This is a genomic window from Myxococcus guangdongensis, assembly GCF_024198255.1.
Taxonomy (GTDB): domain Bacteria; phylum Myxococcota; class Myxococcia; order Myxococcales; family Myxococcaceae; genus Myxococcus; species Myxococcus guangdongensis.
The window spans coordinates 1-16,015 of sequence record NZ_JAJVKW010000018.1 but is presented as its reverse complement, the minus strand read 5'-3'; the positions used below and the strand labels follow the sequence as shown (position 1 = coordinate 16,015).

General features: G+C 70.5%; 12 protein-coding genes. 6 read left to right on the top strand and 6 right to left on the bottom strand.

The genetic code is table 11. The features are described 5' to 3' along the window. Positions 1-22 precede the first annotated feature (22 nt). The 6 genes from LXT21_RS38305 to LXT21_RS38280 are packed head-to-tail and all read right to left on the bottom strand — an operon-like array spanning position 23 to position 9,649. Positions 23-1,366, bottom strand: coding sequence for a short-chain fatty acid transporter (locus tag LXT21_RS38305; RefSeq protein ID WP_254043189.1), 1,344 nt, complete (start codon positions 1,364-1,366; stop codon positions 23-25). Next, positions 1,279-2,790: a proton-conducting transporter transmembrane domain-containing protein gene (locus LXT21_RS38300; RefSeq protein ID WP_254043188.1), complete on the bottom strand. Its 1,512-nt coding sequence runs from the start codon at positions 2,788-2,790 to the stop codon at positions 1,279-1,281. The genes LXT21_RS38305 and LXT21_RS38300 overlap by 88 nt, the downstream gene beginning before the upstream one ends. Continuing rightward, positions 2,787-3,380 (bottom strand): hypothetical protein, encoded by a 594-nt coding sequence (locus LXT21_RS38295; protein ID WP_254043187.1) that lies wholly within the window; start codon positions 3,378-3,380, stop codon positions 2,787-2,789. The genes LXT21_RS38300 and LXT21_RS38295 overlap by 4 nt, the downstream gene beginning before the upstream one ends. Further along, positions 3,377-4,720: a proton-conducting transporter transmembrane domain-containing protein gene (locus LXT21_RS38290; RefSeq protein ID WP_254043186.1), complete on the bottom strand. Its 1,344-nt coding sequence runs from the start codon at positions 4,718-4,720 to the stop codon at positions 3,377-3,379. Before LXT21_RS38290 ends, LXT21_RS38295 begins: the two co-directional genes overlap by 4 nt. Then, entirely contained in the window at positions 4,707-8,006 is a 3,300-nt protein-coding gene (locus LXT21_RS38285; protein ID WP_254043185.1) for a DUF2309 domain-containing protein, read from the bottom strand. Before LXT21_RS38285 ends, LXT21_RS38290 begins: the two co-directional genes overlap by 14 nt. After that, positions 8,003-9,649 carry a SulP family inorganic anion transporter gene (locus tag LXT21_RS38280; protein ID WP_254043184.1) on the bottom strand — a complete coding sequence of 549 codons (1,647 nt, stop codon included), beginning with the start codon at positions 9,647-9,649 and terminating at the stop codon, positions 8,003-8,005. The genes LXT21_RS38285 and LXT21_RS38280 overlap by 4 nt, the downstream gene beginning before the upstream one ends. 227 nt (positions 9,650-9,876) lie before the next feature. Between LXT21_RS38280 and LXT21_RS38275 the strand changes: the two genes are divergently transcribed. The 6 genes from LXT21_RS38275 to LXT21_RS38250 form a co-directional block, all read left to right on the top strand. After that, positions 9,877-10,464, top strand: coding sequence for an RNA polymerase sigma factor (locus tag LXT21_RS38275; RefSeq protein WP_254043183.1), 588 nt, complete (start codon positions 9,877-9,879; stop codon positions 10,462-10,464). Further along, positions 10,461-11,069, top strand: a complete 609-nt coding sequence (locus LXT21_RS38270; protein ID WP_254043182.1) for a hypothetical protein — start codon at positions 10,461-10,463, stop codon at positions 11,067-11,069. The genes LXT21_RS38275 and LXT21_RS38270 overlap by 4 nt, the downstream gene beginning before the upstream one ends. A 71-nt stretch (positions 11,070-11,140) precedes the next feature. After that, the gene (locus LXT21_RS38265; protein WP_254043181.1) at positions 11,141-12,616 is read left to right on the top strand and encodes an ATPase domain-containing protein; all 1,476 of its coding nucleotides are present in this window, start codon (positions 11,141-11,143) and stop codon (positions 12,614-12,616) included. 25 nt (positions 12,617-12,641) lie between these two features. Next, positions 12,642-13,010 (top strand): response regulator, encoded by a 369-nt coding sequence (locus tag LXT21_RS38260; protein WP_254043180.1) that lies wholly within the window; start codon positions 12,642-12,644, stop codon positions 13,008-13,010. A 13-nt stretch (positions 13,011-13,023) separates the two neighbouring features. Continuing rightward, positions 13,024-13,845 carry a hypothetical protein gene (locus LXT21_RS38255; protein ID WP_254043179.1) on the top strand — a complete coding sequence of 274 codons (822 nt, stop codon included), beginning with the start codon at positions 13,024-13,026 and terminating at the stop codon, positions 13,843-13,845. 222 nt (positions 13,846-14,067) lie between these two features. Further along, a partial coding sequence (locus tag LXT21_RS38250) for a HAMP domain-containing protein (protein WP_254043178.1) occupies positions 14,068-16,015 on the top strand: 1,948 nt, incomplete at its 3' end.

The following is a 16,015-nucleotide window of genomic DNA, read 5'->3' as shown; positions in this document are numbered from 1 at the left end:
TACCACGGAACCCCGTCACGTCTCATCCGAGCAGCAGGAACGCCAGGGTCACCAGGGGCAGGTACACCAGGAACGCCACCAGCAAGAATCCCAGGATGTCCTTGAACTCCAAACGAGCCACGGCCAGGAGGGGGAGCGCCCAGAAGGGCTGGATGAGGTCGGTGGCCATGTCACCCCAGGCGTACGCGAGCACCACCTTCTCCGGCGCCACCCCCAGACGACTGGCCGCGTCGAGCAGGTAGGGCGCCTCGATGGCCCACTTGGAACCACCCGAGGGGACGAAGTAGTTCACCACGCCGCTGTAGAGGTAGACGATGGCCGGGAAGGTCTGCGGGGTGGACAGGGACACGAAGAGCTGGCCGATGCGGTCCGTCAGCCCCGTGGCCTTGAAGATGCCGTAGATGCCCGCATACAGGGGGAACTGGAGGACGATGCCGTGCAGCACCGTGCCGGCCTCCTCCGCCGCCTTGATGAGCCGCGCGGGCGTGCCGTGCAGCAGCACCGCGAGCACCAGGAAGGTGAAGTTCACCACGTTGAGGTTGAGCGCCCGCCAGCCCCCGTTGAGCCACAGGTACTGGCCCAGCCAGAGCAGCCCGAGCACGCCGAAGATGACGTTGAGCAGCCGCGCGTGGTCCAGCCAGATGGCGAAGCTCTTCTCGGCGGGGCGCTCGGGGGGAACGAAGTCCCCCAGCTTCTCCAGCACCGCGGGGTCCACGCGCACCACGTTCTGGGGCTTGGGGTGCAGCGCCCAGGCGAGCAGGGTGAGGCCCGCGACGACGCCCACGGTGAGCGACACGTTGAAGGGTGAGAAGAGCGTCCGGTCGATGGGGATGAGGCCGATGCTCTTCTCGAGGAAGTGGCCCGGCGTGGCGACGAGCAGCGGCGCGGAGGCGGACAGGCCCGCGTGCCACGTGGCGCCCAGGCCGAAGTACGCGCAGGCGACGAGCAGCCGGTAGTCCACGTCCGGCCGGCGCCGCGCGACGAAGCGCACCAGCATGGCGCTGGCCACCAGGGACAGGCCCCAGTTGATGTACGCCAGGGCCATGGACACGAAGGCCATCAGCGCCACCGCGCCGCGCGGCGTGCGCGCGAGTCCGGAGGCTCTCTCCAGCAGCGCTCGCACGGGCGTGGTGAGCGCGAGCAGGTAGCCGGTGAACATCACCAGCGCCATCTGCATGGAGAAGGTGAGCAGCTCCCAGAAGCCGCCACCCCACGCGTCGAGCACCTTGGGGGGACTGGTCCCCACCCATCCCATGGCGAGGCCCATGGTGAGCAGGCTCAGGAGGACGGCGATGGAGAAGGCGCTGGGGACGAAGCGCGCGGAGAAGCGGCCAAGGGCTTCGGCGATGCGGACGAGGGTGTCCACGCGGGCAGGGGGCTCCTGGAAGGTTCCAGGTCCGTTCTATGGCATCCGGTGGCCTGCGTGCTCGGACTTACCGCTCGCGAGGGCAGTGGGCGTCGGCGTGGCAGGGAGGGGCCCAGGCCCGTCAGCGCGAGGACGAGCACCAGGGCGGTCAGCGTCCAGCGCTCGCGGGGGAGGAGGTCCTGGAGGGGGAGGGGAGCGGCGCCGCGCGCCTCGGGGAGGGGGCCGAGGAAGGTGCGATGGAAGGCTCGCAGGAGGGTGATGGCGTTGAGCGCGAGCGCGGGCAGCAGGGGCAGGGTGCGCCAGGGGTGGAGGCCGAGTGTGCCGCGCAGCAGCAGGTCCTCGCTGGTGAAGGCGAGGGTGCCGGGCAGGCCCAGACCGGCGAGGCACAGCAGCAGGAAGAGCGCGGCCATCCGTGGGGCGCGAGAGGTGAGTCCGCCGAGGCGCCGCATGTCCGTGGTGCCGGTGCGTGCCTCGAGGGCGCGTGTCACCAGCTCCAGACCGCAGAAGGCGATGCTCGCCGCGAGCCCCTGCAACCAGGTTGCGTCGAGGCCGGCCTGCGTTCCCGTCGCCGCGCCCGCGAGCAGCATCCCGGACTGGCTCACGACGAGGAAGGCGAGCATGCGGCGCAGGTCGACCTGAACGAGCGCGAGCAGCGCGCCGTACATCGCCGTGCCCGCGCCCAGGCACTCGAGCGTTGGCGCGATGAAGGCCCAGTGCGTGGTGGTCAGGGAGGGCAGGAAGCGGGTGAGGAGCTGGAGGCTGACGAGCACGTTCATCCACAGCGCCGCCATGACGAGAGGGCCTCGGGCCATCAGCAGGGGGAGCCAGCCGTGCAGGGGGACCATGGCCAGGCGTGTGCACACGCCCAGGAGCACGAGCGCGCAGAGCCCCGCGCGCCACGAGTGGGGGGACGCGAGCGCGCTCGGGGTCATGGCCGCGGGTCCGCCGAGCAGGGCCGCGGCCATCGCGACCAGGGGCGGCACGGTGGCGAGGAGCCAGTAGAGGCGCGCGGCTCGCCAGGGGCGGGGGCTCGTGGGGGTGGGTTCCTCGCGCAGGAAGGGGAGGCTCCAGGGGAGCCCCATGGCGATGAAGAGGCCGAGCTTCCAGCGCAGGTCCGTCGCGAGGAAGAGGCCCAGGGTCGCGCCCTGGGTGAGCAGCAGCGCGACGAGGTGGCTCCGGCGCGTGGACTGACGTGGGCTCGCGACGACTGTGGAGAGCGCGAGCAGGGAGGTGAGGGTGAGCGCCGACGTGGTCGACACGTCCACTCGGGGCCCTGTCATGGGAGCGAGCAGGGCGAGGCCGAGGGTGAGCGTCGTCGTGCCCGTCGCGAGGGCTCGGGCGCGAGCATGAGGACCGAGCCACACGAGCAGCGCGCCGAGGGCGGGCGGAGCCATCCAGAGCGGCCAGTGGATTGCGAGGTTCATGGTGTGGAACTCCCGTACGTGTTCCGCAGGGGCTCGTGAGCGCGGCGGCGCGCGGGGCAGGTGCTACGGCCGCAGCGGCTCGAACGGCGCGTGTCGAGGCCATGGCCGCAGGTGAAGCGCGAGGAGCGCACGCGGCGGTCGTGGATGCGCGAACGGTGCGCGTCGAGGCCATGGCCGCAGGTGACGCGCGAGGAGCGCACGCGGCGGTCGTGGATGCGCGAACGGCGCGTGTCGAGGCCATGGCCGCAGGTGACGCGCGAGGAGCGCACGCGGCGGTCGTGGATGCGCGAACGGTGCGCGTCGAGGTGACGGCTGCAGGCGAAGGGCGAGGAGCAAATGCGGCGGTCGTGGATGCGCGAACGGTGCGTGTTGAGGTGATGGCCGCAGGTGAAGGGCGAGGAGCAAATGCGGCGGTCGTGGATGCGCGAACGGTGCGTGTTGAGGTGATGGCCGCAGGTGAAGGGCGAGGGGCGGATGTAGCGGCCGTGGCTGCTCGAGCGGCGCGCATCGAGTCGATGCCCGTTGGCGAAGGGCGGGAGGCCCATCCGCCGGTCGTGGCGGTCTGGCGGATGGGCGAGCGTGGGGGTCATGTCGCCCCCGTGGACGAGGTGTCGGGTGCTGGCTCGGCGGAACGGGTGGGAGCTCGTGCTGGATCCGCGTCGAGAGTGGCTTCCCAGCGTCGCTCTCCAGCGTCGAGCCAGTGGCCCAGGCGCAACACCGGTTTGATGGCCCAGCGCTCACACAGTTCGTCCAGCGCGAAGCGCTCCATCGCCAGTCGATGTACTCGTGTCGACAGCCCTCGTTGCACCCATGCGACAGAGGGCACCGGTGCATCTCGCAGCGCCGCGTGTCGCGCCTTCGCATCCCTCAGCGCGGAGGGCGCTTTGAGGAACTGATGGCAGCGCAGGCCGGCATGGGCCACCAGATGAACCAGTGCCAGCGTGTGGAGGCCGAGCCCCACCTCCGCGAACATCAGCCCCACCTGCGTGAGGACACTCTGGGCCAGCGCGCCCTTCACATCCGTCTGGACGCGCCACACCAGCGTGGCTTGAACCGCCGTGAGCAATCCCACGACCACCACGAGCCCTCGGGCCCACGGTGCACGCTCCAGCAACGGTGCCGCGCGCAGCAGTAGATACGGGCCCGCGTGAATGGAGAGGGCGCCGTAGAACAGTGCACTCGACGGAGTCGGTCCCTCCATGGCGCGAGGCAGCCACCCACTGAAGGGGAGCTGCGCGGACTTGCCCATCGCCGCGAGCAACAGACACAGGCTCACGGCCGTCGCGGGCCAAGCACCCAGGTGTTGGATGGAGCCGCTCCACGCCGTGGTGCCGAGGACGTGATGCATCAGCACGAGGCCACCCAGGAGCCCCAGGTCACAGAGCCTGTAGGTCCCAAAGGCGCGGAGCCCCGCGCTCACGGGCGTGGTCCGCTCGTGGAAGAACCCGATGAGCAGCGCGGACGTGAGGCCCACCCACTCCCAGCCCACGAAGAGCAGCTCCAGGCTGCCTCCCAGCGTCATCCACTGCATCCCCGACGTGGCCAACGTGAGCAGCAGGAAGAACCTTCCGAAGCCCGGCTCACGGTGGAGATACGTCACCGAGAAGCGCGCGATGAGCAACGCGAGCAGGCTCGTCAGGAGCATCATCGTCGCGGACAGGGCGTCGATTCGGAGGAAGACGTCGAGCCCTCCCATGACGGAGAAGCACTCCACCCTCAGGACCTTGTCGGGCCGTGACAGCCACAGGAGCGTGGTCGCCGACGCGCAGCCGAGGGACACCCCCAACGAGCCCAGCACCCAGCGCGCCACCGTCCGCTCCGCGGGCACGCGATGCAGGAGCATCACGAGGCCGAGGACGAGGAAGCCCAGCAGTGGACTCAGCGGGACGAGCGTCGCGAGCCCACTGTGAAGGGGCTCAACGGGAGACATGGGCTGCTCCTCGGGAGGCGCCGTGTGTCCTGTGCGCTGGCCCGTGGACGAGCGCGGGGCCCAGCGGGTCGCGGTGGCCGCGATACCAGTCGATGGAGGACGCCACTTCGGGCAGCGTCACGTCCTTCGAGAGGAGAGGCTCGAAGCCGCGCGGGGTGTATCTGCGTTGCTCCCCCGTCACCGGGTCCACGCTCACCAACTGGACCCATTGATGGTGGATGAGCTCGTGCAGGGCGGGCTGTCTCGCGAGGATGCGCGAGAGCGTCACGGTGCTCGCCTCCACGAAGAGGAGCAGTCGCAGCGGCTCGTGGATTTCAATCATCTGCCGGGGCAGTCCCGTGCGGAGGTCTCCCCCCGCGCCGTCCATCACGCCGAGCAGCCCCGTGATGTTGTGCGGCAGCTTGGTGCCACAGCCGTGGCGCTCGTTGTCGACGTGGGAGAAGTAGTACTCCAGGCTGATGCCCGCGCCCACAGGACCCGCCGCCAGGAGGATGCGCTCGATGATGGCGCCGTCCTCGTCCCGCGTCGGGTCGTAGGAGATGAGGAAGACCCTTCGGTCCAGGAACAGTCCTCGCGTGAGCGCGCGCCTCCCCACGATGCACCCCGCGATGGTGGCGTGGCCCAGCTCCGGCCTCGGCTGTCCCAAATCCTCCGCGCGGGCCTCGACATGCCTCAGCGCGGCCGAGGCGGACAGCCCGAGCGGCGCGGACTCGAAGCGACGACAGCGCTCCTGTGCGGACAGGGCCCGCGCCCGGTCCAGCGCCTCGCGCAGCGCGGTGAGCTCCGTGCGGTGCGTGGCGGGAAGAACCTCCGTGTCGTAGAGGTGCACCTGGTCCGTGGTGGTGTCGTGCATCCCTCCGACGAACCACGTGGAGTCGGGGATGCGGATGCCGCGCTCACGGAGCCTCGCCCGGACCTCGGGACGGTTGGCCATCTCCGCGAAGAGGCGCGCGTTCGGACCTCCATGTCGTCCACCACAGGCGCCGCAGTCGTAGGCCGCCTGATGCGGATTGTTGACGCTCACCGAGCCATGGCCGAGCAGCACCACCCACGGCGCGAAGGACTCCACCAATCCCATGCTCTCCAGCGACGCAGCGACTCGCGCCGCCTTCTCGTCGAGCGTGAAGCCTCGGGGCTTCAGCGCATGCCGTGCCTCGACCGGCTCGGAGGCGCGCAGGCTCGCGAGGTGGGTCCGGGGATGCGGCAGGGCGCGTCGCGCGAACACCTGTCGCAGTCGAGCGCGCACGCGCGGGAACAGGAGGTTCCAGGAGAGCCTCGGCAAGGACAGCAGCCCCAGCCAGGGCACGAGGAACCACGAGGTCTCCATCGCATGCGTCCCCTGGTGCACGACGTGCCCGAGGCGCGCCCACAGCGTCCGTCGCCGTGAGCGCGTCTCGGCGAGGGAGTGGTGCTCCGGGCTCGCGTGCTCCTCGATGACATGCGCCGGCGTGACGGCCACCGGGCACTGCGCGACATGGCTCGCGTCGTCGAGCCCTCGGTAGTCGAAGGCCACCCCGAAGAACCCCGCGATGCCGAAGGTCTCGTGTCGCGCGTCCTGCTCCTCGAAGTGGCGACGCAGGGACTCCTCCCGGTCGTCCATGCAGAGCAACACCTGGAAGCGCGGCGCCGTCACCGTGCGCGCGCTCGAAGGGCGCAGGTGGTTGCGCGCCAGGGCCCGTGAGACCTCCATCCGATAGTGGTGCTCGTAGGCCTCCTGCCACACCCGTTGGCGCGCGGTGACGTCGAAGCCGTCCAACCAGCGCAGCCACTCCTGCCGCGTGGAGACCGGGAGCGCTCGCACCTCCATGGGAGACCAGCCCAGGAGCTGCGCCTGATGGAAGAGACGCCAGCGGCCCTCCTGCTCCGGAGGCGAGAGGGGGTCGATGGCCGCGCGCGCCACCGCTTCGAGCCCCGACAACGGCCCCGTGTAGCCGAGTCGTCGTCGCGCCACGTCCCGAAGCGCGGACCGCTCCAGGGTGAGCCGCACGGCGAGGAAGTCCATCAGCCGCGCGGGGGGCGCACCCTCGGGCCGGTCCTCGGGGTGCTGCTCCAGTCGATGCACCATGCCCGCCCAGCCCGGCAGCGCGAGCAGGACGCGGGCGAGATAGGCCTCCCAGTCGGGCTCGGCGACCCCGAGCCCCTCCAGGGCCGCGAGCACCGTGTCCTGCGCACAGCCCGGTGACGAAGCCATCCACTCCACCTCCAGCCAGTCAGGGGCCACGCCGAGCCCCTCGCGCAGCTGCGCGCGCCAGGCCGCGTGGAGCCCCTGCTCACGCGCCGGCAGCGGCCAGGCGGAGAGCCCTTCATCCAGGAAGGCCGCGCAGACCCGGATGAGGTGCGGATGGAGCAGGTCGTTCACGTCCTCGCCCGTGGCCGCGCGCAGCCACTCTCGATGACTGAGCACTCCCGACGACGGGAGGGCGCGCGGCGGCGTGGGCGTGTGGCTCGCGGACCAGAGCGCGCTCGCGACGAAGGGCTCGGGGGACTTCTCCAGACGCGCGCGGAGCGAGCCGAGACTCCCATCGCCTCCCAGGGCCGAGGCCAGCGCCTCGGTGACCCGGAGGGCCTCCGCGCTCAGCCATGCATCCACCGTGACGCCCGGGCTCCCAGCCAGCCGTGTCGAGACACCGTCGACGTACGCGCTCGCGAGCGCGGCGGGAATGCCCAGGCGCCTCAGCGCGATGCTCCGAGGGAGCAGGTAGGGCAGGGTGCTCGAGGTGGCGCGGACGACCGGGTCCAGGTCGATGCCCAGGAGCGCGCACGCCAGCTGCGTCATCGTCCAGCCCCGTCCCACGCGGTCCAGGTCGGCGCGCAGCTCCGGCAGGGCGCGCTCCAGCAGCACCTGGCGCGCGGTGGAGGGCAGGTCCGCGCGCAGCCGGCGCGAGGCGCAGCACTCCTCCAGCTTCCAGCGAAGCGAGGCGTCCGTCTCGTGCTCCACCGGGTGCAGCAGCGCCAGCCGGGCCACCTCCAGCCGAGACCCCGAGGGCGCCTCGTGGAGCGTGTGCTCCCACTCCGCGAGGACCGCGCGCAGGTCCTCGTCGGTGATGCGGCCCTGGCGATACAGCTCGAGGAACCGGGCCTCGGACAGATAACCCTCCGCGCCGAGCGTCGCCCTGGCGGCGGCCAGCGCCTCATGGAAGGGGAGGTGCTGGAGCGTGTGCAGCGGGTTGTGGTGCACGAACACGCTCAACGGACCCTGGACCGGGAGGACCTGACTGGCGCGGGCCAGCGCGGCGCGCAGCCCTCGGTCCTCCTCCGTCGCGACAGACGCGGGCGCGTGGCTCATGGCGTCAGCCCCAGGTCGCCACCCGCCGGCTTCCTCCGCGCCGACAACGGATGCGACGACACGCTCCGGTGCTGCTCCAGTCCGAGCACCCGGAGTCGCCGCCCTTCCCGCGACCACTCCTGCGTCAGCTCATGCAACCGCTGCATCACCGTGTGGTCCACCAGCCGGACCTCGGTCAGGTCCACCTCGACGCGGCCCGCCCCGGCGTGGCGCTCCAGTCGCCGCTTGAGCCCCAGGAAGTTGGTGAACACCGCCGCGCCACGCACGCGCAGCACCACGCCGTCCGGGCCCGAGTGCTCCTGGATGTCGGCGCGCCACAGCTCCCTCACGGAGACGCCGTGGAGCAGGTGCAGCCCCACCTTCAACACGATGCCGGAGGCCACGCCCACCAACAGGTCCGTGGCCAGCGTCACCCCCACCGTGAAGCAGAAGATGAGCACCTGCTCCGCGCCGATGCGCCACGCCTTCACCAGCTCTCCAGGCGAGGCCAGTCGGACGCCCGTGAAGATGAGCATCCCCGCGAGCGCGGCCAGCGGAATCCGATGGATGAGCCCGGGCGCGAAGGCCACGAACAACAACAGGAACAGGCCGTGGAAGAAGTTCGACAGGCGGCTGCGCGCCCCGTACGCCAGGTTGGCGGAGCTGCGGACCACCTCTGAAATCATCGGCAACCCACCGATGAGCCCCGCCACCAGGTTGCCCACGCCCGTGGCCAACAAGTCCCGGTCCAGGTCCGAGCGCGGCTGCTGTGGCGCCAGCAGGTCCACCGCCTTGACGGTGAGCAGCGACTCCACGCTGCCCACCAGCGCGAACATCACCACGTACTTGAGCCCCACCAGCGACCACGCGCCGGCGAAGTCCGGGAACGTCACCGCGCCGAGCAGGTTGCCCGGCAGGTTCACGAGCTGCTCGGGCCCCACCGAGAACACGGTGTGGGAGAACGTGAAGGTGTGCGCGTGCTCCAGGTCGAACACCCACGCCAGCGGCACCGCCATCGCGAGCACCACCAGTGGCGCCGGGACACGCTTCGCCCACCCTCCGCGCCGGGCCAGCGCCGCGTGGCCGAACAACACCCCCAGGCTCAACACCCCGATGAGCGCAATCTCCGGATTCAGCCGCGCCACGCTGCGCGGCACCTCCGCCAACAACGCCAACACGCCCCGGGTCGAGGGTGTCACGCCGAGCAGGACATGGGCCTGCCGGGCGCAGATGGTGATGCCGATGGCCGCGAGCATCCCGTGCACCACCGAGGAGGGGAACAAGTCCCCCAGCCGCCCCGCTCGCAAGAGCGCGAAGAGCACCTGGAGCAGCGCCGCCACCACCAGCGTCGCCAACGCCCTGCGATAGCCGAGCGCCCCGTCACCGCCCCCCAGCTCCGTCACCGCGCCCACCGCGATGGCGATGAGCCCCGCCGCGGGCCCCTTGATGGTCAGCCTCGCGCTGCCCAGCCAGGTGGAGAGCAGCCCGCCCACCACCGCCGTGAGGATTCCGGCCACCGGCGGAAAGCCGCTCGCCATGGCGATACCCAGACACAACGGCAGCGCGAGCAGGAAGACGAGGAAGCCCGAGACGACATCGTGTCTCCAGGCGGATGGCCCCCCGGTTCCAGGCGAATGACTGACATCGGACTGCGTCCCGGACATGACTCACATCCCCCGTGTACACGGGCGGACAGCGCCAGCCGGCTCCGTCACGCCCATCTTTCGAGCGGGGAGATGGAACGAGACACGCGCGGGTTCCCGCGCTTGATTCATCCTGTTTCTTCAAGACAGATGCGGGAGGTGTCCCCCATGAATGGGCTCGCATGTGCCCTGGGTGTCTTGGATTCTCATGGCATGGGACGGTGGGCGGTGTCGTGTCTGGATTGAGAATGGAACAGGCCAGCCCCGTCGAGCGGCAGCGGGAGCGCTTCGAGGCCGAGGTGGAGCCGCTGTTGCCCAGGCTCCATCGCTTCTGTCTCGCCTTGTGCCGCGACCGTCAGGAGGCCGAGGACGTGCTGCAGGACACCCTGGTGCGGGCCTACGTCCACCGGGCGCTGGAGGGCCCACCCTCGCTGGCCTGGCTGTGCGGCATCGCGCGCAACCAGTTCCTGGAGCACCGCCGCTCGTCGGCGCGCCGACGCTCGCTGCTGGAGTCGGTGCTGGAGGGCGCGTCGTCGGTGCTGGGCTCGCTCTTCGTCGGCGGCGTGGAGCAGCCAGACCCGGAGGCGCGGCTGTGCGGCTGCGAGGAGGCGGAGCTGCTCATGTCCTGCCTGCGCGCGCTGCCGGAGAAGTTCCGCCTGGTGGTGCTGCTGTGCGACGTGGAGGAGCTGGCCTACGACGAGGTGGCGCGGGTGCTCGGGCTGCCGATGGGCACGGTGAAGAGTCGACACTCGCGCGGCCGCGCGCGGCTGGGGGTGTTGTTCGCCGAGGCGTCGGGCCGGCAGGCTCAGCCGCTCGGAGAAGGAGGCCCTCCATGAGCGCCGAGGACGAGGACACACCGCCGCCCCTCCCCGCGGAGCTCCGCGCGGCGCTCGGCGCGCTGCGCGCCCAGAAGCCCTCACCCGCGCTGCGCTCGCGCCTCCAGGCCGCGCTCGAGCGCTCGGAGCGGGCCCCCATCGCCGCACCGGCGCGCGCGGCCCCCGTGCTGCGGGGCCCTGGCCTCGCCGCGGGCGTGTTGATGGGCGCGGTGCTGCTGGGGGCGCTGGTGCTGCGCGCGACGGGGGAGCGAGGGGGCGACCCAGGCCCCGTGCGATTGCCGGCGAGGGAGGTCGCCTTCCGTCTGCCCGGGAATGGGGCGGGGTGGCTGGAGCTGCCGTGGACCCACGACGTCCACTCGGGCGCGCCGGCCACCGTCCAGCTCGAGACCTCGCCGCCCCTGGACTTCCTGCTCCATCCCCCGGCGCTCGCGAGGGTGGGCTGCGACGAGGCGCGCTGCGTCCACGAGTTCATCGCCCGGACGGGCGCCGCCGCCACCCCCCTGCGCGTGCGCATCGACAGGCCGGGCCGCTATGAGTTCCGGGTGTCGCACGCCTCGGACCTGCGGCACGTCCAGGAGCACTTCGTGGTCGTCGCCGCGCACTGACCCGCCGCCTTATCGCATCCCTGTAAGCAATCCAGGCGCGCCAGGGCTCCGTTTTGCGGTATGAGCGCCTCATGTCTCCTTCCGAGCAAGCGCCGCGGCAGGACGCGCGGGTGTCCACGGGCGTGCCCGGGCTGGACGCCGTGCTGGGCGGCGGCCTCATCACCTCGGGTGTCTACATCGTCGTGGGCGAGCCCGGGGCGGGCAAGACACTCTTCGCCAACCAGCTCTGCTACCACCAGGGCCGCACCGGGGTGCGCTGCCTCTACGTGACGCTCCTGGCCGAGTCGCACGCCCGCATGCTGGCCAACATGCGCGACATGGCCTTCTTCGACCCCGCGCTGCTGCCGGATGGCGTGTACTACGTCAGCGGCTTCCGCACGCTGGAGGAGCAGGGCCTGCCAGGGCTGCTGGAGCTCCTGCGCCGCGAGGTGCGCAACCACAACGCCAACATCCTGGTGCTGGACGGCCTGGTGCAGGCCCAGGAGGCGGCCGGCAGCAGCCGCGACTTCAAGAAGTTCATCCACGAGCTGCAGGTGTCCGCGGGCCTGTCCCGCTTCACCGCGCTGATGCTCACCAGCTCCAACGGCCCCACCGTCCACCCCGAGTACACCATGGTGGATGGCATCCTGGAGCTGCGCGAGCGGACCCTGGGCGTGCGCTCCTGGCGCGAGCTGCAGGTCCGCAAGTTCCGCGGGGGCGCGACGATGGGAGGGGTGCACACCTTCCGCATCTCCAACGCGGGGCTGGAGGTCTTCCCCCGGCTGGAGGCCCGGATGCGGCGTGGCCCGCCGCCCGAGCCCAGCACGCAGCGGGTCCACTTCGGCATCCCGTCCATGGACGTGCTCTTCCCCGGCGGGCTGGCGGCGGGCTCCACGTCGTTGATTCTGGGGCCTCCGGGCAGCGGCAAGACGCTGATGGGCAGCAGCCTGCTCGCCGAGGGACTGAGGCAGGGCGAGAGCTGTCTGTACATGGGCTTCTACGAGTCGCCCGAGCGGCTGCTTCACAAGGTGGCGGCCGCCGGCATGGACATGTCCGGCGCGGTGAAGGAGGGCCGGATGCACCTGCTCTGGCAGCCTCCCGCGGAGTGCATCCTGGACGTGCTCGCGGACCAGCTCCTGAGCACGGTGCGCAAGCACAAGGTGTCCCGCGTCTTCGTGGACGGGCTGCCCGCCATGAGCCAGGCGGCGCCGGACCCCTCGCGCATGCCGTCGTTCTTCGCGGCGCTCACGCAGGAGCTGCGCTCCTCGAGCGCGACCACCATCTTCAGTCTGGAGACACCGCGCCTGTTCGGGCCGGTGCTCGACGTCCCGCTGGAGCCGGGGCCCTCCGCCGTCGCGGAGAACCTCTTCTTCCTGCGTCACGTGGAGCTGGAGGGGCGTCTGCGCCGGCTCCTGACCATCTTCAAGCTGCGGGACACCGACTACGACCCCTCCATCCGGGAGTTCGTCATCTCCCGCCAAGGAATCGAGGTACAGCCCCCCTTCGAAGTCGCCCTGGACACCCTGTTGACGGGGCTTGCCCGCCACCGGAGCGGTGGCCATCCCTGATTCACGAGGAGCGAAGCCCGCCCGTATGGAGACGGTCCTGGTGGTGGATGACGAGCAGGGCATCCTGGAGGCCCTCGCGGACCTTTTGCGCGAGGAGGGCTACCGGGTCCTGACCGCCTCTCATGGGCGAGAGGCGCTGGCGCGCATGAGCGAGCTGCGCCCGGACCTGGTCCTCACCGACTGGATGATGCCGGTGATGGACGGCCCCGCGCTCATCAAGCACATCCGCACGGAGCCGGAGTGGAAGGGCGTGTCGCTGCTGGGCATGAGCGCGGTGGACGTGGCCGCCCTGCGCGCGGAGTACCCGGGCGTCCCCTTCCTCCAGAAGCCCTTCGACATCCCCGCGCTGATGAAGCAGGTCCGCAAGGCCCTGGACGGCAAGCGCGCTCTCTAGAAGAGCCCTCCCCATGTTCTACCTGCTGAAGCTGGGCCCGGTGCCGCTCTCCCAGGGCGCGACGGACGTGTACCTGCGCATCTCCGACACCGGGGAGCCGTCCGCGCCCGTGTTCGAGCGCGACGACGTGGCGGGCCTGACGGTGCTCCTGGAGGGGCTGGAGGAGCGCGAGTCGGCGCGGTGCGAGCCGGCCCTCGCGGAGGCTGGCGCCGCCCTGGGCGTGCGGGCGGAGGAGCCGACGGAGGCGGCGTTGTCGTCGCGCGCGGCCATCGCCACGTTCCTGGCCTGGGGACAGCGGGGGTTGTCCGGGCTCGGCTCGGACAAGGCGCTGTTGTTCGTGCAGGCGGCCACCGAGTACTGGGAGGCGCGTCCGTGGACGCATTGGGATGACAGCCAGCCCTTCGAGGTGGCGGTGTCCGGTCCCCTGACGCACACCTTCGAGGGCTGCGTGTTCCACACCGGTGACGGCCGGGCGGGGCTGGCGCTGTACTTCCAGCCGGGCGCGCTCCAGCAGCTGATGCACATGCAGGCGCAGGGACAGGCGGAGTCGGCGCAGGAGCTGCCCGCCATCGCGGTGACGCTGGACACGTCGCCGGCGTACGCGGTGGAGGCGCTGTCCTCGGCCGGGCGGGTGCCCCGGCTGCCCATGCCGCTGAAGACGGGCGCGGGCGGCGTGGGGGTGCCCTCCACGGTGGAGGCGCTGTTGCTGGTGGCCACGCTGCGCGCGGTGGCGCGGCTGGGGCCCGAGCAGCAGGAGGTGCTCAGCAGCGTGGTGGCGGGGGACGCGCGCATGGAGGTCCACGTGCGCGCCCCGAAGCCGCGCGTGCGGCACTGAGCCGAACCGCCTTCCTCCCGGGCGGGCGAGCAGGCGCGGAGAGCGCTCCGGATTTCACCCCCTGTGGTGAAGGCCCCCTGGGTCAATGTTGGCTGGCGCACGAAGTCGCGGGCGAGTGTCCTGTGGTGGGCACCAGGGCCTCCCGAGGGGGCTGTCGGGGCCCGGGGAAGCGCGGGACAACGCAGTGGCCGCGCCCATCCCAGGGACGTGCAGGGGCTCTCCATGACTGTGAAGAAGGTTGTCTCGCGTCGCGCTCGCGCGGTGGTGCCACCGCAGCGCCCCGTGGAGGACGACTCGGATGCGTTGGACTCGCGGCAGTTGCTGCGGGTGCTGACGGCGGTGCGCAAGGGTGACTTCTCCGTGCGCATGCCCGTGGACAAGGTGGGCAACGCGGGCAAGGTCGCCGACTCGCTGAACGAAATCATCGAGCTCAACGAGCGCATGGCGCACGAGTTCGAGCGCATCGGCAACGTGGTGGGCAAGGAGGGCCGCATCACCCAGCGCGCCCACGTGGTGAGCGCGGTGGGGTCCTGGGCCGACTGCGTGGAGTCGGTGAACACGCTGGTGGCGGACCTGGTGCAGCCCACGACGGAGATGGGCCGCGTCATCGGCGCGGTGGCCAAGGGCGATTTGTCCCAGACGGTGGCGGTGGAGGTGGATGGCCGGCCGCTGAAGGGCGAGTTCTTCCGCACCGCCCGGCTGGTGAACGGCATGGTGGAGCAGCTCGGCGCCTTCGCCTCGGAGGTGACGCGCGTGGCGCGCGAGGTGGGTACCGAGGGAAAGCTGGGCGGACAGGCCCGCGTGAAGGGCGTCGCCGGCACTTGGAAGGACCTCACGGACAACGTGAACTCGATGGCGTCGAACCTGACGTCGCAGGTGCGAAACATCGCCGAGGTGACCACGGCCGTCGCCAAGGGCGACCTGTCGAAGAAGATCACCGTGGACGTGCGCGGTGAGATTCTGGAGCTGAAGAACACCATCAACACGATGGTGGACCAGCTGTCGTCCTTCGCCTCGGAAGTGACGCGCGTGGCGCGCGAGGTGGGTACGGAAGGAAAGCTGGGCGGTCAGGCCGTGGTGAAGGGCGTGGGCGGTACGTGGAAGGACCTCACGGACAACGTGAACTCCATGGCGTCCAACCTCACGTCCCAGGTGCGAAACATCGCCGAGGTGACCACGGCCGTCGCCAACGGTGACCTGTCCAAGAAAATCACGGTGGATGTGCGCGGCGAGATTCTGGAGCTGAAGAACACCATCAACACGATGGTGGACCAGCTCAACTCGTTCGCGTCCGAGGTGACGCGCGTCGCGCGTGAAGTGGGTACGGAAGGAAAGCTGGGCGGTCAGGCCGTGGTGAAGGGCGTGGGCGGCACGTGGAAGGACCTCACGGACAACGTGAACTCCATGGCGTCCAACCTCACGTCCCAGGTGCGCAACATCGCCGAGGTGACGACGGCGGTCGCGAACGGTGACCTGTCGAAGAAGATCACCGTGGACGTGCGCGGCGAGATTCTGGAGCTGAAGAACACCATCAACACGATGGTGGACCAGCTCAACTCGTTCGCGTCCGAGGTGACGCGCGTCGCGCGCGAAGTCGGTACGGAAGGAAAGCTGGGCGGTCAGGCCGTCGTGAAGGGTGTGGCCGGCACGTGGAAGGACCTCACGGACAACGTGAACTCGATGGCGTCGAACCTGACGTCCCAGGTGCGCAACATCGCTGAGGTGACCACGGCCGTCGCCAAGGGTGACCTGTCCAAGAAGATCACCGTCGATGCGCGCGGCGAAGTGCTGGAGCTGAAGAACACCATCAATACGATGGTGGACCAGCTGTCGTCCTTCGCGTCCGAGGTGACGCGCGTCGCGAAGGAAGTCGGTACGGAAGGAAAGCTGGGCGGTCAGGCGGTGGTGAAGGGCGTGGGTGGCACGTGGAAGGACCTCACGGACAACGTGAACTCCATGGCCTCCAACCTCACGTCCCAGGTGCGCAACATCGCCGAGGTGACGATGGCGGTGGCGCGCGGTGACCTGTCGAAGAAAATCACGGTGGACGTGCGCGGCGAGATTCTGGAGCTGAAGAACACCATCAACACGATGGTGGACCAGCTCAACTCGTTCGCGTCCGAGGTGACGCGCGTCGCGCGTGAAGTGGGTACGGAAGGAAAGCTGGGCG